This window comes from Salinisphaera orenii subsp. orenii MK-B5, assembly GCF_003788635.1.
GTDB lineage: Bacteria > Pseudomonadota > Gammaproteobacteria > Nevskiales > Salinisphaeraceae > Salinisphaera > Salinisphaera orenii.
Genome location: NZ_AYKH01000002.1, coordinates 38079 through 57037, shown reverse-complemented (window position 1 = coordinate 57037; position 18959 = coordinate 38079). Strand labels below are relative to the sequence as shown.

13 protein-coding genes are annotated in these 18959 nt (G+C 71.6%); 8 read left to right on the top strand and 5 right to left on the bottom strand.

Translation table 11 applies throughout. The features are described from left to right. Window positions 1-20 precede the first annotated feature (20 nt). Window positions 21-491, top strand: a complete 471-nt coding sequence (locus SAOR_RS02055; protein WP_123590885.1) for an Hsp20/alpha crystallin family protein — start codon at window positions 21-23, stop codon at window positions 489-491. Window positions 492-602: 111 nt separating this feature from the next. Here the strand turns inward: SAOR_RS02055 and SAOR_RS02050 are convergent, their stop codons facing one another. Continuing rightward, window positions 603-3131, bottom strand: a complete 2529-nt coding sequence (locus SAOR_RS02050) for an ABC transporter permease (RefSeq protein WP_123630011.1) — start codon at window positions 3129-3131, stop codon at window positions 603-605. Further along, window positions 3124-3801: an ABC transporter ATP-binding protein gene (locus tag SAOR_RS02045; protein WP_123630010.1), complete on the bottom strand. Its 678-nt coding sequence runs from the start codon at window positions 3799-3801 to the stop codon at window positions 3124-3126. The genes SAOR_RS02050 and SAOR_RS02045 overlap by 8 nt, the downstream gene beginning before the upstream one ends. Between SAOR_RS02045 and SAOR_RS02040 the strand changes: the two genes are divergently transcribed. Beyond that, entirely contained in the window at window positions 3801-4478 is a 678-nt protein-coding gene (locus SAOR_RS02040) for an arylesterase (RefSeq protein WP_245965369.1), read from the top strand. The genes SAOR_RS02045 and SAOR_RS02040 overlap by 1 nt on opposite strands. Here the strand turns inward: SAOR_RS02040 and SAOR_RS02035 are convergent. Further along, window positions 4453-5931 (bottom strand): amidase, encoded by a 1479-nt coding sequence (locus SAOR_RS02035; protein WP_221179846.1) that lies wholly within the window; start codon window positions 5929-5931, stop codon window positions 4453-4455. The two genes, SAOR_RS02040 and SAOR_RS02035, sit on opposite strands and share 26 nt — an antisense overlap. A 746-nt stretch (window positions 5932-6677) precedes the next feature. Continuing rightward, window positions 6678-7721 (bottom strand): alpha/beta fold hydrolase, encoded by a 1044-nt coding sequence (locus SAOR_RS02030; protein WP_123630008.1) that lies wholly within the window; start codon window positions 7719-7721, stop codon window positions 6678-6680. A gap of 339 nt (window positions 7722-8060) precedes the next feature. Between SAOR_RS02030 and SAOR_RS02025 the strand changes: the two genes are divergently transcribed. The 6 genes from SAOR_RS02025 to SAOR_RS02000 all read left to right on the top strand — a co-directional run bounded on the left by SAOR_RS02025 (window position 8061) and on the right by SAOR_RS02000 (window position 17825). Then, window positions 8061-9230, top strand: coding sequence for an efflux RND transporter periplasmic adaptor subunit (locus SAOR_RS02025; RefSeq protein ID WP_185015517.1), 1170 nt, complete (start codon window positions 8061-8063; stop codon window positions 9228-9230). 3 nt (window positions 9231-9233) lie between these two features. Next, window positions 9234-12374: an efflux RND transporter permease subunit gene (locus SAOR_RS02020; RefSeq protein ID WP_123630006.1), complete on the top strand. Its 3141-nt coding sequence runs from the start codon at window positions 9234-9236 to the stop codon at window positions 12372-12374. A gap of 93 nt (window positions 12375-12467) precedes the next feature. Next, a complete protein-coding gene (locus SAOR_RS02015; RefSeq protein WP_123630005.1) occupies window positions 12468-13535 on the top strand; it encodes an NADH:flavin oxidoreductase/NADH oxidase in 1068 nt (355 codons plus the stop codon). A gap of 609 nt (window positions 13536-14144) precedes the next feature. Beyond that, on the top strand, window positions 14145-15230 hold the full coding sequence (gene ada / locus SAOR_RS02010; RefSeq protein ID WP_123630004.1) for a bifunctional DNA-binding transcriptional regulator/O6-methylguanine-DNA methyltransferase Ada: 1086 nt from the start codon (window positions 14145-14147) through the stop codon (window positions 15228-15230). Between the two features lie 361 nt (window positions 15231-15591). Next, entirely contained in the window at window positions 15592-16596 is a 1005-nt protein-coding gene (locus tag SAOR_RS02005; RefSeq protein ID WP_123590876.1) for a bile acid:sodium symporter family protein, read from the top strand. Then, on the top strand, window positions 16512-17825 hold the full coding sequence (locus SAOR_RS02000) for an MFS transporter (RefSeq protein WP_123630003.1): 1314 nt from the start codon (window positions 16512-16514) through the stop codon (window positions 17823-17825). Before SAOR_RS02005 ends, SAOR_RS02000 begins: the two co-directional genes overlap by 85 nt. Before the next feature lie 71 nt (window positions 17826-17896). Here SAOR_RS02000 and SAOR_RS01995 read toward each other — a convergent pair whose 3' ends face one another. Further along, on the bottom strand, window positions 17897-18805 hold the full coding sequence (locus SAOR_RS01995) for a metallophosphoesterase (RefSeq protein WP_123630002.1): 909 nt from the start codon (window positions 18803-18805) through the stop codon (window positions 17897-17899). Between the last annotated feature and the right edge of the window lie 154 nt (window positions 18806-18959).

Sequence of the window (18959 nt, the reverse complement as noted above, 5' to 3'; positions counted from 1 at the left end):
TCACACAGGAGGAGTTCGACATGGCAATCCAGCGCTTTCAGCCGACCAGCAGCCTGCTGCAGCAGTTCAACGACGAGATCAACCGCATGTTTCTCGGCGAGACCGACGCCGTGCCGGCGTTCGCCGGGGGCAGCTGGCGCCCCGCGGTCGACATACACGAGAACGCCGACGCCTATCTGATCGACGCCGAGATCCCCGGCATCGACCCGGCCGACATCGAGGTCACCCTCGACAAGGGCGTGCTCACGCTCAAGGGCGAGCGTCGCAGCACGCACGAGAAGGCCGCGGAAGCGGCCGGCGACAACGACGGCGGTCGCGGCGAGCAGACACGCCACATCGAGCGCAGTTACGGCCGTTTCGTGCGCCGCTTCTCGCTGCCGGAGACCGCCGACGAGGACAACGTCGAGGCCACTGCCGAGAACGGCGTGCTGCGCCTGTCGATCGCCAAGAAGCCGCAGAGCGAGCCGCGGCGGATCGAGGTCAAGGGCTAGCGCGCCGCAGGCCTGTCGCAGACGGCTGCGACCGCGACGCCCCGTTGCGGGCGTCGCGTGGCCGCTCATCGGGCGGAGTCCGACGGGCTCCGCCTTTTTCATGTGGCGGCGTCAGTCCTCGGCGCGCAGGCTCGTCCAGGCCGGCTGGCGCAGCACATCGCCCAGCGACGCCAGCCCGGCCAGCGCGATGGCGATCGTCGCCGAGGTCACCGCGACCAGCCACACGCCGGGCCGCCAGGTGTAGCCGAGGTCCAGCACCTGGGTGGCCAGCACGACGGCCGCGATCTGGGCGACGACAGCCGCCAGCACCGCGGCGCAGGCGCCGAGCAGCAGGCATTCCACGACCACCGCCTGGCGCAGCCAGCGGGCGCGCGTGCCGAGCGCGCGCAGCAGGGCCGCCTCGCGCCGGCGCGCGCTGCGGCTGGCCTGCATCGCCGCCAGCAGCACGACCAGACCCGCGGCCAGGGTGAAACCGAAGACCAGCTCGACCGCCAGGCTCACGCGGTCGATCAGCGTGGTCAGCTGGTCGAGGATCGCGGCAATATCGATGACGCTGACGTTGTTGAACTCGCGGACCAGATCGCCCAGCACCGCACGTCGGTCGTCGGGCAGATGGAAACTGGTGATGTAGGTGCTCGGATAATCGTCGAGAAAGCCGGGCGGGAAGAGCACATAGAAATTGGCCTCCAGGCTCGACCAGTCGATGCTGCGGATGCTCCGGATCTCGGTGGTGAACGTCCGGCCGGCGAGGTCGAAGCCCAGCGTGTCGCCGATGCCGACACCGAGCCGTTCGGCGACCGATTCGTCGATCGACACATGCGGCTCGCCGCGATCGGCCGGCTGCCACCAGCGGCCCTCGAGCAGACGGTTGTCGGCCTTGAGGGTGTCCGTCCACGACAGATTTAGCTCGCGCCGGGCGAGCTCGCCGGCCGACTCGGCCAGCGCCGGGTCGGATTCGATCGCTCGGCCGTCGACCGTGGTCAGGCGTGCGCGCACCAGCGGAAAGAAGGCGGGCGCCTCGATGCCGTGCTCGGCCAGAAAATCGGCCACCTGCGGCTGCTGATCCGGCGTGATGTTGATCAAAAAGCGATTGGGCGCGTCGGCGGCGATATCCGCACGCCAGCCGGCCAGCAGATCGCCGCGCACGATCACCAGCAGGAACAGCATGATCAGACCGACGCCGAAGGCCACGATCTGCAGTACGCTGGCCGCGCGTCGACGCGACAGCGCGGCCAGTCCCAGCCGGATGCCGGGCCCGAGCCGTCCACCCAGGCCGGTGCGCGCCCGCTCGACGCACCAGAGCAGGCCGAGCGCGCCGAGAGCAAGTGCCGCGGCGCCGGCGAGCGCGCCGCCGAGCACCCAGGCCGTAAGCATTGCATCCCGGGTCGCGAGCGCCGCGAGCACGGCCACGCTCGCGATCGCGCCGGCGTGCATCCGCCACGCCCGGCGATCGTCGTCGGCCAGGGCGCGGGCCAGCACGCGCGCCGGCGGTGTCCGGCGGGCGCGCGCCAGCGCCGGCCAGGCGAAGCCGGCCAGCAGCAGGGCGCCGGCGATCGGCCCCGGCCAGAGCCCGCGCCAGGCCGGACCGGGCAGCGCGATCTCGAAGGCGCCGGCGATGACGCGGCCGATGCCCGCCTGGGCCGCGGCGCCCAGAATCAAACCGCCGGCGATGCCCAGCACGCCGATCAGGACCAGCTGCCAGGCCAGCACCCGGGCGATCAGCCCGCGGCGGGCGCCGAGCGTCTTGAGCAATGCGATCTCGTCGAGCCGCGATTCGGCGTGGCGCCGTGCGGTCAGGGCGATGGCCACGCCCGCCAGCACCACCGCCACGAGGGCGGCGAGGTCGAGGAAGACATCCGCCCGTGAGAGCGCCCGCGATAGGGCCCGGTTCGACTCCGCCGGCGTCTGCAGGCGTTCGCCGGTGGCCAGATCGTCATCGAGCGCGGCCCGCGCCGCGGCCACTGCCGGGGCGTCGCCGGCGATCAGCGTGGCGTACTCGGCCCGGCTGCCGAATCCGAGCAGCCCGGTGGCCTCGATGTCGGCCGCGGCGATCATCACCCGCGGCGCGAGGCCGGCAAAGCCCGGATCGCGGTCGGGTTCGGTCACCAGCACGGCGTCGATCGTGAGCTCGGCATCGCCCAGCTGCAGCCGGTCGCCGACGCCGCGGTCCTGTTCGTCGAGCACGCGCTGGGCGACCCAGACGCGGCCCGGCGGCGGGCCGTGGGCCACGGTCTCGGTGGCCGTACCCGGCGGTCCCCGCCGCAGAGTGAGCGTGCCGCGCAGCGGATAGGCCCGCTCGACCGCCTTGACCGAGACCAGCGTCACCGTGTCGTCATCGGAGAGCGTGCTCGGAAAGACCGTCACCGCTGCGGTCTCCACGCCGGTGGCCGCCAGCGCGCGGGCGCGATCGGCCTCCAGCGGCGCCCGCGTCGACAGCCGCAGATCGGCGGCCAGCGTGGTCGCGCCCTGGCGCACCATGGCCGAGCGCACGCGGTCGGTCAGCAGGCCGACCGCGGTCACGGCCGCCACCGCGACCGCCAGCGCGACGAGCAGAATCAGCCATTCGCCGCGCCCGGCGGAGCGCCGGCCGTGGCGCCAGGCCAGACCGAGGGCGGACGCCTCGTTGCCGCGCTCAGACATGCAGCCGGCCGTCCGCCAGCCGGGCGCTGCGGCTGCAGCGTTCGGCGAGGGTGTCGTCGTGGGTGACCAGGACCAGCGTGGTCGCCTGCTCGGCGTTCAGGGCGAACAGCAGGTCGGCCACATGCGCGCCGGTGGCGCCGTCGAGATTGCCGGTCGGTTCGTCCGCGAACAGGATCCGCGGCCGGCAGGCGAAGGCGCGGGCGATGGCCACGCGCTGCTGTTCGCCGCCGGAGAGCTGGCGCGGCGTGTGCGTCAGGCGATCGCCCAGGCCCACCTGATCGAGCAGGTCGCGGGCGGTGGCCCGGGCCGTCGTCAGATCCGTACCGGCCAGTTCCAGCGGCAGGATCACGTTGTCCAGCGCCGACAGGCCGGCCAGCAGTTGAAAGGACTGGAACACGAAACCCACGCGCGCGGCACGCCAGGCCGCGCGGGCGTCCTCGTCCAGCTCGGTGAGGTCGCGTCCGAGCAGTTCGATGCGGCCGCGGCTGGGGGCGTCGAGCCCGGCGAGCAGGGCCAGCAGCGTCGATTTGCCGGAGCCGGACGTACCCACGATCGACAGCGTGTCGCCGCCAGTCAGCGTCAGTTCGATGTCGTCGAGTATCGTGAGCGTACGCTCACCGCTGGCGACGGTCTTGGCCACGCCGCGGGCCACCAATGCAGGAGAGGCCATTGAACGGTTTTCCCCGGACGAATGATTCACGGATGCGCGGGCGCGGCTGGCGCCTGCTCGTGTGCGCCCTGCTGCTGGGCGCGACGCTGCCGGTATACGCAGCCGGCGGGATTCTGGTTTTCGGCGACAGCCTGAGCGCGGCCTACGGGATCGATCGCAGCGCCGGCTGGGTGGCCCTGCTGCGCGAGCGTCTGGCCGCCGCCGATGCACCGCTGGCCGTGCACAACGCCAGCGTCAGCGGCGAGACCACTGCGGGCGGCCGCGAGCGCCTGCCCGAGGCGCTGGCCCGCACCGAGCCGGATATCGTCGTGCTCGAGCTGGGTGCCAACGATGGCTTGCGGGCGCTGTCGCTCGAGGCCATGCAGGCCAACCTCGCGGCCATGATCGAGGCCAGCCGCGAGGCCGGGGCCGAGGTGTTGCTGCTGGGCATGCGCATCCCGACCAACTACGGCCGCGACTACGGCGAACGCTTCCACGCGAGTTTCGAGACCCTGGCCGAGCGTCATGACGTGGCCTACGTGCCGTTCTTCCTGGCGCCCATCGCCCGCGACCGCAGCGCTTTCCAGGACGACGGCGTGCACCCGGACGCCGCGGCCCAGCCGGCGTTGCTCGAGCACGTCTGGCCGGCGCTGAAGCCGCTGGTGGCCGAGGTCAGGCAAACGTCGGCGGTGCGCTGAAGCCGCCCATGGCCGCGGCCAGATGCTGGGCGAAGGCGATGGCCGTGGTGTCGCGGCCGTAGTCGGCCACGATCTGCAGGCCGACCGGCAGCCCGGCCGCGGTGACGCCCACCGGCGCGCTGGTGGCGGGCAGTCCGGCCACGGTGGCCGGGGCGATCCAGCGGAAGAGATCGGTGTAGCCGCGGCTGCGGCCGTCCACGTCGATACGCCGCGAGAGCACGTTGCCGCTGTGGTCGTGGGCGATGGCGGGGACACAGACGCTCGGTAGCAGCAGCACGTCGCAGTCGCGGAAGAATTCGTGCCAGGTCTCGCGCAGCCGGTGGCGCGCTTCGTTGGCGACCATCCAGTCGCGATGGCTGGTGGTGGCCCGGCGGGTGAAGCTGGCGAGCGTGCCGGGGCCCTTGTCGCGGCCGGCCAGGCCCAGAAAGCGGGCGCCGCGGCGCGCCTTGGCGTAGAGCTTGTCGGGGATGGCCGCACCGACCATGCCGTTGAGCAGCCGGTCGTAAGTGTCGTAGCCGGTCTCGAAACCGCCCGGTAGATCGTCGATCGCCGCCACGCGGGCGCCGGCGCGGCGGGCCGTCTCCAGCGCGTCTTCGAGTCGTTGCCGTACGGCCGACGCGACCGGGCAGAAGGCGTGGTCGAAGCAGTGGGCGACGCGGAAGTCGCCGAAGGTGGTCGGGCCGGGGGCCGGCAGGCGCGCCGACCACACCGTGGCATCCACGGCGTCCGGGCCGGCGAGCACCTCCAGTGCGAGCCCGAGATCGTCGGCGCTGCGCGCCAGCGGTCCGGCCACGCACAGATCCGGTTCGGCCCGCGTGCCCGGCGGCCCGGGCACATGGCCGCGCATCGGGATCAGCCCGTAGCTGGCCTTGTGGCCGTAGACGCCGCACCAGCTCGCCGGCGTGCGGATGGAGCCGGCGAGGTCCGAGCCGATCTCCAGCGCGGTGAAGCCCGCGGCCAGGGCGGCCGCCGCGCCGCCGGAGGAGCCGCCCGGCGTGCGTTCGGGGTTCCAGGGGTTGTGACTGGTGCCGTGGACGGGATTGGTGGTCTGCACGTCCTGGGCCAGACGCGGCGTGTTCGTCTTGCCGAAGATCACCGCGCCCGCCGCGCGCAGACGCGCCACCGCCACGGCGTCCCGGTCGCTGACATAGTCTCGCAGCTTGGGTTCGCCGACGACCGTCGGCAGGCCGCGCACCTCGTAGGTGTCCTTCACGGTCATGGGCACGCCGTGCAGCGGCCCCCACGATTCGCCGCGGGCGATCGCCGCATCGGCGGCGTCGGCGCGTTCGCGCGCGCCCTCGGCGTCGAGCGCGATCACGGCGTTGATCGGCGAGCCCAGGCGTTCGATGCGTTCGAGATAATGATCGAGCGCGGCGCGGCTGCCGGTCTCGCCGGTAGCGATCGCGCGCGCCAGCGCGCGGGCGGACAGCTGATGGAGTTCGGTCATGGTCATGGCGTATCGGTTCGCGGACAGCGTGTCATTCTAGCCGGCGTCGCCGCGCCGGCGTGCGCCGTGCCCTGGCGGGACGGCGGATAGCGCGGATCGGCGGTGCGCCGGGACGCAGGAGTCGACGGATTGCCGCGGCCCGGCGTGACCGACGCGCGTCGTGGCGGCTCCGGCGGTCGGTCGTCGGGTATGTCGACGGCCCCGACAGGCCGTCCACAGCGCATGCACGGTCGCCCGAGTCGCTCGACGAGACTGTGAGTACGGCTGACCAGCCGACATCCGCGACAGCCGGGCCGCCCTGACGCGAGGAATCGCCAGTGGCGCGGGCGCTGGGAATGCATCCACGTTTCGAAAGCCGCGACCCGCGATCGGTCATCGACCACGGCGCGTCGGATGGCCGAAGCCGTTGAGCCTACAGCGCATGATCGGCAGGGGCGGTGGCGGCGTCCGCACCGACTGCGCGCGGCGTGCAGCCGTCCATGCGCCGGGCCGTGTGTTCCGGCCCTTCGACCGGCGCGCGCGGGTCGATGCGGATCGCACGCCGATCCGCAACTCGCCGGCAAGCGACGGGGCGCTCGGCGCCGAGCCGCCTCGGGGCCGGCCCTCTCTCGTCGAGTCGCCGTGCCGGATCGCGGCGCCCACTAGGCCGCGTCGGCCGGTGTCGCACGGCGCCGGCTCCGGGCACTGCAAGCGCCGACGCCGAGCCGGATCACGACGATGGGCGGGAATGCGACCCGCACGGTCGTCGGGTACTAGTCGTGGGGCGTGCCGAGAGCGTCGAACAGGGCCTGGCGGAAGCGCTCGGGCGCTTCGATGGGCGGCAGGTGGCCGATCCCCTCGAAGGTCACCAGTTCCGCCTCCGGTATGGCGGCCACGGTCTGCCGGCCGAGCCGGGGATAGTCGCCGAGCCGGGCGCGCAGTTCGTCGGAGACCAGGTCCTTGCCGAGTGCGGTGCGGTCGCGGGTACCGATCATCAGCGTGGTGGGCACCGTCAGCTGGCCGAATTCGTGCACCACCGGCTGGGTGTAGACCATGTCGTAGGTCGCGGCCTGGGCCCAGGCCACGCGCGCCCGGTCCTCGCCGGCGTACATGCCCGCCAGCGCCTTCGCCCACTCGGCGTAGTCCTCGTTCCATTCGCCGTCGTAGTAGCTTTTCTTCTGATAGGCCTTGATCGCGGCATAGTCCTTTTTCATCTCCCGCGCATACCAGGCGTTCATGCCGCGATAGGGCACGCCCTTGGCCTTCCAGTCCTCCAGCCCGATCGGATCGACCAGCACCAGCCGCTCGACCGCTTGCGGATACATCAGCGCATAGCGGGCCGCGAGCATGCCGCCCATGGAGTGGCCGACGACGGTCGCGGTGTCGATATCGAGATCGTTCAGCAGCGTGCGCGTGTTCTCGGCCAGATGGTGGAAGGTGTAGCTGTAGGCGGCCGGCTTGTCGGACTTGCCGAAGCCGATCTGGTCGGGAACGATCACCCGATAGCCGTTGGCGGCCAGCGCGCGCGCCGTATCCTCCCAGTAGGCGCCGAAGAAGTTCTTGCCGTGCAGCAGCACCACCACCGGCGGGTCGCTGATGTCGTCGTCCGGCGCGATGTCCATATAGGCCATCGACACCTCGCCCTGCGGCGCCTCGAGCGTGTGACGCTCGACCGGCCAGGGATAGTCGTAGTGTTCGAGGTTCGCGCCCAGGGCCCGGACGTCGGACTCGTCGTCGGCGGCGAAGGCCGCCGGAGCGGCCAGCGCCGTCAGCAGACCGATGAATAGCGCGGCGAGCGTGGTTGGGGTGCGGGTCATGATCTAGGCGGGCCGGAAAGGGTTGTCACCAGCTTACGCATGAAACCGCCGCGCCGGCCAGCGCGCGTCCCCGGGCTGCCGCAGCCGCTGCGTGACGACGTTCCGGGGAGCGCAGGCCGATATGCCCGGCCGGCGGCGCGCAGCGGCCGTCGGCATGAGCGCGCATGGCGAGCGGTTTCCGCGGGCGACCGTGGCCCCCGAAGATGCGGGTTGCAGGAAATTTCGTGCCCATCCGGAACCTTGTGCGTCGCTGCGGGTTCTATATGCGTAGGCCCAGGAGACGGGCCCGCATATCGCGGGCCGCCGGACCATTCGCATGGGGGAAACGTGATTCGTCGATTGCTCGGCGCAGGAAACGTCTGCGGCCCGAAAGCCGCATTCAGTACGGGTCGGGCCGCCGTCTGGCTGGTCATGCTGTTCGTCGGCAGCACGGCGCTGGCGGCGCCGACCATGGTCGAGACGGTCGATGTGGAACAGCAGCGCTGGCGCCAGACCCTGCCGCTCTACGGCACGCTGACGTCGCCGCGCGACGCCGAGCTCACGCCGCGGGTCGCGGGCCTGGTCGAGCGGGTGGATGTCGACGCCGGCGATCGCGTGGACGCGGGCGAGACCCTGATCACCCTGGACCGGTCGCTGGCGCGTCTCACCCTGAACACGCTCGAGGCGTCGGTCGCCGAGGCCCGGGCGCAGCTGGCCGAGGCCGAGCGCCTGGCCTCCGAGGCCGAGCGTCTGGCCGCGCGCAGCGCCATCTCGCAGACGGAGCTGGCCAGCCGGCGTTCCGAAGTGGATGTGCAGGCCGCGGCGCTGGATCGGCTGCGGGCAGAGGCGGCGCGCCAGCGCGAGGTGCTCGACCGCCACGAGATCGTCGCCCCGTTCGCGGGCACGGTGCGCGAGCGCCTGGTCGAGCCGGGCGAGTACGTCGCCGAATCCACGCCGGTGGTGGGCCTGGTGGCGACCGAGCGGCTGCGCATGGATGTGGCCGCGCCCCAGCAGTATTTCTCCGCGATCGAGGCCGGCATGCCGGTGCGCATCCAGCCCGAAGCGCTGCACGGCGAGACACTCGAGGCCAAGGTGGACGTGAAGGTCGCGGCCTCGGACGCGCTGGCACGGACCTTTCTCGCCCGCATCTTCGTGGACAACGCCGCAGGGCGCCTCACGCCGGGAATGTCGGCGAAGGTGCTCTTCGAGATCACCTCGCCGGAGGAAGTGCTGGTAATCCCGCGCGACGCGCTGGTGCGCGAGCCCCGTGGCGGCACGCGCGTCTGGATCGTCGAATCCGGCGACGAGGGCCTGCGCGCCGTGGAACGTCAGGTCAGCCTCGGTCGGAGCGCCGACAACCGGGTCGAGGTGCTGTCGGGGCTGTCGGCGGGTGACCGGGTGATCGTGCGCGGCAACGAGAGCCTGTCCCGCGGCCAGCGCGTACGCCTGGCCGAGCCGCGCGCCGGTCCGGATCGGGCCGCGACCGCCGCCGACCGGTCGCTGCGACTGTCCGACGGCACGAGCGGCTAGCCCATGTTCGAGGCGCTGATGCGGCGCGGCACGCTGATCACGATCACCGTGCTGCTGATCTGTCTGTTCGGGGTGCTCGCGGCGATGCGCATCCCGGTGCAGATGATCCCCGATCTGGCCGTGCGCACGATCACGGTCAACACCAGCTGGGCCGGGGCGACGCCGCAGGATATCGAGAACGAGATCCTGATCGAGCAGGAGGAGTATCTCGCCAACATCATCGGCCTGCAGCGGATGACCGCCGAGGCCAAGACCGGCGAGGCCGAGATCGAGCTCGAGTTCCCCTTCTCGACCGACATCAACGAAGCCCTCATCCGCGTGACCAACGCGCTGATGCAGGTGCCGAGCTACCCCGAGGACGTCGACGAGCCGGAGGTCATCGCGGCCTCGTTCTCCCAGAATTCGTTCATGTACTTCAACGTCGCGCCACTGGAGGGCAATCCCGCGGGCCTGGACATGGCCTTCATGCGCGATTTCGTCGACGACTCGATCCGACGACGGATGGAACGGGTGGAGGGCGTGGCCGACGTCGAGGTCGGCGGCGGCGCCGAACGCCAGATCCGCATCGCGGTGGACCCGTCGCAGCTGGCCGCGCGCGGCATCGGCCTGGCGGATGTGCGCGACGCCATCCGCGAGCGCAACCAGGATTTCTCCGGCGGCGACATGGATGCCGGCAAACGGCGCTACCTGATCCGGACCGTCGGCCGCTTCGAGGATATCTCGGGCCTGTCCGAGGTCGTGCTCGAGCGTGAGGGCGACGCCGTGACCACGCTCGGCGACGTCGCCCGCATCCGGCTGGATCACGCCGAGCAGCGCCAGCTGTCGTTCTTCAACGACGAGGAGGTGGTCAACCTCCAGGTCCGGCGTCAGCCGGGCTCGAACGTGATCGACATCAAGAACGACATGGCCGCCGCGGTCGAGGGCATCAACGCCCGCATCGCCGAGCCGGCCGGCATGCGCCTGGCGCTGACCTCGGACGACGTACGCTATGTCGAGGCCTCGATCGCCAGCGTCTGGCGCAATCTGGCGCTGGGCGCGGTGCTGGCGGCGATCGTGATGTTTCTCTTTCTGCGGTCGCTGCCGGCCACGCTGATCACCGTGCTCGGCATCCCGGTATGCGCGATCGCCGCCTTCATCGGCCTGCTGATCTTCGGCCGCACGATCAACGTGATCTCGCTGGCCGGCATCGCCTTCGCGATCGGCATGACCCTGGACAACACCATCGTCGTGCTGGAGAACATCGAGCGCGAGCGCCGCCGCGGTCGCTCCCGATGGGATGCGGCGGTGGCCGGGGTGCGCGAGGTCTGGCCGGCGGTGCTGGCCTCGACGCTGACCACGGTGATGGTCTTCGCGCCGGTGCTGTTCATCACCGAGAAGGCCGGCCAGCTCTATTCGGACATTTCGATTGCCATTGCGGCGGCGATCCTGACCTCCATGGTGGTCGCGATCATGGTCGTGCCGGCGGCGGCCGCGCGCGTGCTGCCGCGCCAGGTCTCCGACGTGGACGCCGCGCCCGGGCGCTTCTCGCGTGGCGTGCTGGCGCTGGCCGGCTGGATCGTGGCGCGCCGGATGCGGCGCTGGGGCACGATGCTCTCGATCGCCGGCGCGCTGGGCCTCGGCGTCTACGCGCTCACGCCGCCGGCCGAGTACCTGCCCGACGGCGAGGAGGCCAAGACCTTCTCGACCATGCTGCCGCCGCCGGGCTACAACCTCACCGAAATGGCGGGCATCGCCGAGGAACTTCGGGCCGATCTCCTCGATTACGTGGTCGACGAGGACGGCGACATCGCCGCCGACGACAACGCGGTGCCGCCGATCGCCTACATGAACATGAGCGTGTCGACCAACGAGCTGCGCATCATCTCGGAGCCGGTCGACGACGGCGATCTGGCCGCGCTGATGCGGGCCTTCAACGAGCGTTTCGAGGCCTATCCGGGCATGCGGGCGTTCTCCACGCGTGGCTCGATCATCTCCTCCAACGACGGCGGCACGCGGGCGATCAATCTCGACATCTCTGCGCCGGAGCTCGCCGACATCTACGCCGTGGCCGAGACCGCCTACGACCGCGCCGAGACGGTCTTCGATAACCCGCAGCTGCTCGCCGAGCCGTCCACGCTGACCCTCGCCCAGCCGCTGCTGCGGGTCGAGCCGGACTATCCGCGCATCGCCGAACTGGGGCTGGACGCGGAGTCCATCGGCTATGCGGTCTCGGCGCTGGTCGACGGCGCCTATGTCGACGAATATTTCTTCGCGGACGACAAGGTCGACATCTATCTCTATGACGACGGCGGCAAGCCCGACGCCGTCGACGCGCTCTCGCGGCTGCCGATCTACACGCCAGAGGCCGGGGTGCTGCCGCTGACCGCGCTGGCGCGGGTCGAGCCCACCGTGGACACCGACGTGATCCGTCGACTGGACAGCCGGCGCACGGTGACGCTGCGCATCATTCCGCCGGAGGATGTGCCGCTGGAGGCCGGGGTCGATCGCGTGATGAGCGACATCATCGGCGAGATGCGCGACGCCGGCGAGATCCCGTCCTCGGTCGACATCGACATCTCCGGTGCCTCGGACGAACTGGAGGTGACGCGCAACGCGCTCACCGGCAACTACATCGTGGCCCTGCTGGTCTGCTACCTGCTGCTGGTGGCGATCTTCTCCCACTGGGGGTATCCGCTGCTGATCCTGACGAGCGTGCCGCTGGGCATCGCCGGCGGCATCGTCGGACTCTGGCTGCTGAATGCCCTCGGGAGCTGGTTGCCCGTGATCGGCATCGGCGCGCTCTCCCAGCCCTTCGATCTCATCACCATGCTGGGTTTCCTGATCCTGGTGGGCACGGTGGTGAACAACCCGATTCTGATCGTGGAACGGGCGCGGGCCAACGCCGCCGGGGGCATGGCCGCCGCGGATGCCGTGGTCGAGGCCGTGCAGGTGCGGCTGCGGCCGATCCTGATGACCACCATCACGACCACGTTCGGTCTCGCCCCGCTCGTTTTCCTGCCGGGCGCGGGCACCGAGCTGTATCGCGGCCTTGGCGCGATCGTCATGTTCGGCCTGCTGTTCACGATGTTCACGACCGTGACGTTCCTGCCCGCCATGCTCACCGGCGTGCTGCGCTGGCGCGAGCGGCGCTTCGCGGCGTCGTGAGACGGAGGGCGATACACCCCCGCCGCGGCCGATGTAGAATGCATGGAAAGACGCCGTCCGGCGTCGACACGTCACCCCAGACCGGAGCTGCTCTTGAGCGATCTCTTCTCCCCCTGGACCCTGGGCGAAGTCACTTTCCGCAACCGCATCTTCGTCGCCCCGATGTGCCAGTACTCCAGCGCGGACGGGCACCCGACCGACTGGCACTTCGTGCATCTGGGCAGTCGGGCGGTCGGCGGCGCTGGCCTGGTGATGATCGAGGCCACCGCGGTGACGCCGGATGGCCGGATCACCCCGGACGACTCGGGCATCTGGGACGAGGCGCATATCGACTCGTTCCGTCGCATCGTCGATTTCATGCACGCCCAGGGGACGGTCGCCGGCATGCAGATCGCCCATGCCGGGCGCAAGGCCTCGACCGACGCCCCCTGGCGCGGCGGTCGGCCGCTGGGCCCGGACGAACGCGGCTGGACGCCCGTGGCCCCGAGTGCGCTGGCCTTCGCCGAGGGGCATCCCGTGCCCCGAGCGATGAGCGCCGACAACATCGCCGAGACCGTGACCGCTTTCGCCGACGCGGCCCGGCGCGCCCGGGATGCCGGCATCCGCGTGCTCGAGATCCACATGGCCCACGGCTATCTCCTGCACGAGTTCCTGTCGCCGCTGTCGAACGAACGCGACGACGACTACGGCGGCGCGCTGGAAAACCGCGCCCGGTTTCCGCTCGAGGTCGTGCGCGCCGTGCGCGCGGTCTGGCCGAAGGCGTTGCCGCTGTTCGTGCGCATCTCGGCCACCGACTGGGTCGACGGCGGCTGGGACATCGAGCAGTCCTTGCGGCTGGCGCACTGGCTCAAGGCCGAGGGCGTGGACCTCGTCGACTGCTCGGCCGGCGGCAGCACCCCGGATGCCGTGATTCCGACCGGGCCCGGCTATCAGACCCCGTTCGCCGCGCGCATCCGTCACGAGGTCGGCATCGCCACCGGCGCGGTCGGGCTGATCACCGAGCCGGTGCAGGCCGAACACATCGTGCATTCGGGCCAGGCCGACTGCGTGCTGCTCGCCCGCGAATTCCTGCGCGATCCCCACTTCCCGCTGCGCGCGGCCGCCGAACTGCGCCACGCCGAGGCCGATTGGCCGCCGCAGTACGAACGCGCCCGGCGCTGACCCGAGCCGCGGGTGCGGCATCCGCGTGCGGCGCGAGCGGTCGACACTCGGGCCGTTTCGGCAGGCCGGGTCGCGACGGACCAGCGGCTGATGCCCGCGAGCGCAGGCGGCGATCAGGGCCGGCTCTGCAGGGAGCGCAGGCCGTTCGATGGGCCAGCCGATCCCGCGTCGCGGCGAACCCGCGCGGCCGGGTCGGTTGCTGCGTCCGTGGGCGCTCGCGGCGTTCGGCCGTCGAGTTCGTGAGCGGGCCCGCAACGCCGCTTCGGCCCACTTATTGGAGGTTCGACGCGAGCGCATCGCGCGTCGGCTTGCCGTGTCGCGAGTCACGCGGCGGATCGCCGGCCCGTGTGTTGGGAAGATGGCCGCGCGGCGCATGCCCTGGTGTTGGCGAAGTCGGCGGAATCGCGTTCGAGGCGAACGCGCGAACGTATCGGCCGGTCTTGCCTCCGCGCCCTGCGTAGCAGGCGACACGGGGGCGCCGAGGGCGAAGCCGATGTGCCTTCGGGCGAGCGGCCGCTCGCCGCACGAATGAACGCGCAACATCGGACGTGCAACCCGCGGGGCGCCGGTTCAGACTGACGGCATGCGATCGGTGACGGAGCGTGTCCGATGAGCGAGGAGAGCGAGGCTGCGGTGTCGACGGATTTCGATGGCGATGCCGCGCGCTGGCGGGCGGTCTGCGCCAACGACAGGCGCGCGAACGGGTGCTTCGTCTATGCCGTGCGCACGACCGGTGTGTACTGTCGCCCGGGCTGTGTCTCCCGCCAGCCGCGGCGCGCGAACGTGGTCTTCTTCGACACCGGCACGGCCGCCGCGGAGGCCGGCTATCGACCCTGCAAGCGCTGTCTGCCGAGCGGCCGAAGCCGCGCCGAGCGCCACCGCGAGTTGGTCGTGCGCGCCTGCCGACGGATCGACGCCGGGCCGGGCCGCGTATCGCTGGCGGATCTGGCGACGGCGGCCGGGCTCAGTCGCGGCCATTTTCATCGTCTGTTTCGCGAACACACCGGGCTGACGCCGCATCAGTACGAGCGCGCCCAGCGCGATGAACGTCTGCGGTGCGCGTTGGCGGACGGCGCGCCGGTCGCCCGAGCGCTGGGCGAAGCCGGTCATGATGCCGGCGGGACCGGGCACGCCCGGGCCACCGGCGCCCTGGGCATGCCGCCGTCGCGCTATCGCCGCGGCGGGGCGGGCAGCACGATCCGTTTCGCTGTCGGCCAGGCGACGCTGGGTGCCGTGCTCGTCGCCGGCGCCGAGCGCGGTGTCTGTGCCATCGCCCTCGGCGACGATCCCGACGCCTTGGTACGCGGGCTGCAGGCGCGTTTCCCGCGCGCTTCGCTGGTGGCGGACGAGGACGGATTCGCGGCGCATGTGGCCCGTGTGGTGGGTTTCGTCGAAACGCCGTCGCTGGGGCTGGATCTGCCGCTGGACATCCGCGGCACGGTGTTCCAGCGCCGCGTCTGGCGGGCGCTGTCGGAGATCCCGCTCGGGGGCACGGCCAGCTACGCGGAGATCGCCCGCGCCATCGGCGCGCCGGGGTCGGCTCGCGCCGTGGCCGCGGCCTGCGGTGCCAATCCGCTGGCGCTGGCCGTGCCCTGTCATCGGGTGGTGCGCAGCGATGGCGGGCTGTCGGGCTATCGCTGGGGCGTCGAGCGCAAGCGGGCGCTGCTCGCCCGGGAGCGCGACGCCGCGGGCTGATGTCGCCGTCGGTCGCCCCGCGAGCGAGGTCGCCGAGCGTCGGGGCGGCGACGCCTGTCGCCCTGGCGAACACCGGCGTCGTGACGCAGCGAGCTCGCGCCGGTGCGTGCGGTGCGGGCCCGCGCGGTCCGTAGAGCCGGAACGGGTATGCGTCAGCTTTTGCGGCGGGTGCCAGTATCAACGTCAGGACGCGTGGGACATCGGCCGCCGTAGGCGCCGTACGCGCGGCTGTGGCTGGACGCGGGCGCTGATCGTTTCCACCGTCGTATAAGCCGCATGGAGGGGCGCGGCTGTCATCGGTGCCCGGGCTCGCCTATGCTGCAGCGCGACACGCGACCTGCGGCAACGCTACAATTGCATCATGAAACGACCCGTTTTTCTCCCGGATAACTTCATTCTGGCGCTCGTGGGCGCGATCGTGCTGGCCACGGTGCTGCCGATATCCGGTGCGCCGGCGGCGGTCTACGGCCACATCACCACGGCCGCGATCGCGTTGCTGTTCTTTCTGCACGGGGCCAAGCTCTCGCGCGAGGCGGTGTATGCGGGCGCGACCAACTGGCGGCTGCATCTGTGCGTGCTCGCGGCCACCTTCGTGCTGTTTCCGGTGCTCGGTCTGGCCGGCGGCCCGCTGCTGTCGGACTGGCTGACGCCGGAACTCTACACCGGCCTGCTGTTTCTGTGCGTGCTGCCGTCGACGGTGCAGTCCTCGATCGCCTTCACTTCCATGGCGCGTGGCAACGTGCCCGCGGCGGTCTGCAGCGCGAGCGCCTCCAACCTGCTGGGCGTGCTGGTCACGCCGTTGCTGGCCGGCTGGCTGATCAGCAGCCAGGGCAGCGCCGGCTTCTCGCTGGATGCGGTCGCCTCCATCGTGCTCGAGATCCTGCTGCCGTTCGGGGTCGGCCAGATCGCCCGGCGCTGGGTCGGTGCCTGGGTGAGCGCGCATCCGAAGCTGGTCAAGTTCGTCGATCAGGGCGCGATCGTGCTGGTGGTCTACGGTGCGTTCAGCGCCTCGGTCAACGAAGGGCTGTGGCAGGAATTGCCCCTCCAGGCGCTGCTGCTGCTGCTCTTGGTTTCGGCGGTGCTGCTCGCGATCGTGCTCGGGGTGACCTTCGCCGTCGGCCGGCGCTTCTTCGCGCGCGAGGACGAGATCGTGCTGCTGTTCTGCGGCTCCAAGAAGAGCCTGGCCAGCGGCATCCCGATCGCCAAGGTGCTGTTCGCCGGCGGTGCGCTGGGCGCCGTGGTGCTGCCGTTGATGATCTTCCACCAGATCCAGCTGATCGTGTGCGCGGTCATCGCCCGCCGCTACGGCCGCGCCGCGGACCGGGCCACGAGCGGGCCGCAGCCGTCGGCGGGCAGCGGCTCCTGAGCGCCGCCGGCGCCGGCTCCGCCGTCGCCCCGCGTGCCTGGGGCATCGCCGCGATCGCCTTCCTCGGCGGGGTCGGTGGCGGCGTGGTGTTTCCGATCCTGCCGGTCGTCGGACTGGACCTGGGCATCTCCGGGTTCATGGTCGGGCTGATCCTGTCGGCCAACCGCATCACGCGGCTGGGTTTCAATCCGATCACGGGCAGCCTGCTGGATCGCTTCGGCGCGCGCTGGCCGGTCGCGGCCGGGCTCGCCATCGAGGCGTTGGGCACGCTGGCCTTTTCGGCCGCGCTCGTCGCCGATTCTCCGGCGGTGTGGTTTCTGGCCGGGCGCGTGATCTGGGGCATCGGCTCGTCGCTGCTGCTGGTCGGCACGCTGGCCGCAGTGATGGCGATCGCCCCGGTCGAACGTCGCGGCAGCCTGACGGCACGGGTGCGCACGGCCATCAGCCTGGGGCTGCCGGCCGGACTGGTCATCGGCGGCCTGGTCGCCGACGGGGTCTCGGCCAATGCCGCCTTTCTCGCGGCCACCGGCCTGAGTCTGGTGGCGGCGCTGGCCGCGCTCCGCGTGCTGCCGGCCCGGGTCGATCGGCGCGCGCCGCCGTCCAGCCGCACGGCCGGCCGGGCCGAGCGTCGCGCGGAGTGGCGCGCGCTGCTGGCGATGCCGACGCTGCGCATCATCTGGGGCGCCAACGCGCTGCTGTTCTTCGCCGTGTCCGGGGTGCTGCTGGCGACCATCGCGGTGTTGGTCGACCAGCGGGCCCTGTATCTGTTCGGCTTCGGGGCCGAGGGCAGCGCGGGATTGTTCATGGCCGTGCTGATGGGCGCGCGGGCGAGCGCGTCGCTGGCCGCCGGGCGCTATCTCGACCGGGCGTCCTCGCGCACCCGGCTGCTGCTCCCGGCCATGCTGCTGGTGGCTGCGGGTCTGGTCGCCCTGGGCCAGGCCGGATCGGTGGCCACCGCGGTCGCCGCACTGCTGGTCATCGGCGTGGGCTCCGGCGGGCTGACCATCCCGATGCTGACCCTGCTCGGCGATGTTGCGCCGCGGCACCTGCACGGGCGGGCGCTGTCGGTCTACCAGTGGTCCAGCGATCTCGGCGGCGCGTTCGGTCCGGCCGCCGGCCTCGAGCTGGGCCGGCTGTTCGGCTACGGCCCGGCCTACGGCGCGGTCGCGGCCTCGATCCTGCTCATGGCGGTGCCACTGCGCTGGCTGGCGGTGCGCGAGCGGGGCTAGTGCCCGGCCCCGCCCGGGGCGGTCGATGACAGCGCCCGGCGGCCCGCTTTCGCCGTACGCGGCCAGGGCGGCTAGAGCGGCGACGCGTCGTTACTGGCCGCCGGCGGCTCGATCGGCGTGCGTTCGACGACATCGCCGGCGGCGTCGACGAACACGGTCTCGGCCTCGAGTGCCTCCGGTGTCACCGTGAGCGCGACATGATGGCGCCGGGCGCCATCGGCCTCGATGCGGGGCACGCGGGCGCAGTTGAGCATCAGCGTCTCCGCCTCGCGGAGGTGGGTCCGGCGCCAGGCGCCGCTGTGCTTGCTGCGATGATGCATGTGGCCGGCGAGCACCGTGCGCACACGGCGTCCGCTCGCGCGGGCGTGCGCGATGGCGGCGCGCAGGTCCGGATCGCCGAAGTCGCCGAGATCCGGCTTGAAGTCGCAGCCGAACGGGGCGGTGGGGTCGTCGCCCAGCCCCGACGGCCCGTTGTGGGCGAGGACGATCAGATCCTGCGGCGCGGCGTCGATCAGGCGTGCCAGGCGGGCCGCGCTCGATTCGAAGTCGGATACGCCGAAGCGGCGCTGCAGATAGCTGCGGTAGTAGAACCGGTCGGGGCCCATGGCGTGCGGGCGCGCGATCAGCAGCCCCAGATCGTCGTTCAGCGTCTCCAGCGTGTAGCCGCCGAGTCGTACGGGAGCCATGGCCTGCGCCATGCGCCGGACGCGTCGGCCCATGCCGATGGCGCCCAGAAGCGCCATTGACGGCCGATCGCGGATCTCGGCGAGCAGCTGCGGCAGGGTCACGCCGTCATGATTGCCGGGGATGGCCCAGGCCGGGGTGGTCAGGCCGGCCAGTCGACGCGCGACCGGCCGGCTGCCGGTCACGCGGGCGAAATCGCCCACGAACAGCAGCATGTCGTAGCCGGCGGCGTTGAAGAACGCGGTGTCGCGTTCGTCCCAGAAGCCGTGTATGTCGCCGATGACGCCGAATTTCATCGGGCGTTTTTACGATGCGTGCGCGAGTGCGTCAACCGGCAGGCGGGCGGGCGCGTCGGGGCCGTGCCACGTGCGTCTGGCCGCGCCAAGGAACCGGTGGCGTCGTGCGACGGGCCGGTGGCGCGGGCAGAACCGGCGGCCGTGGCGGGCCGCC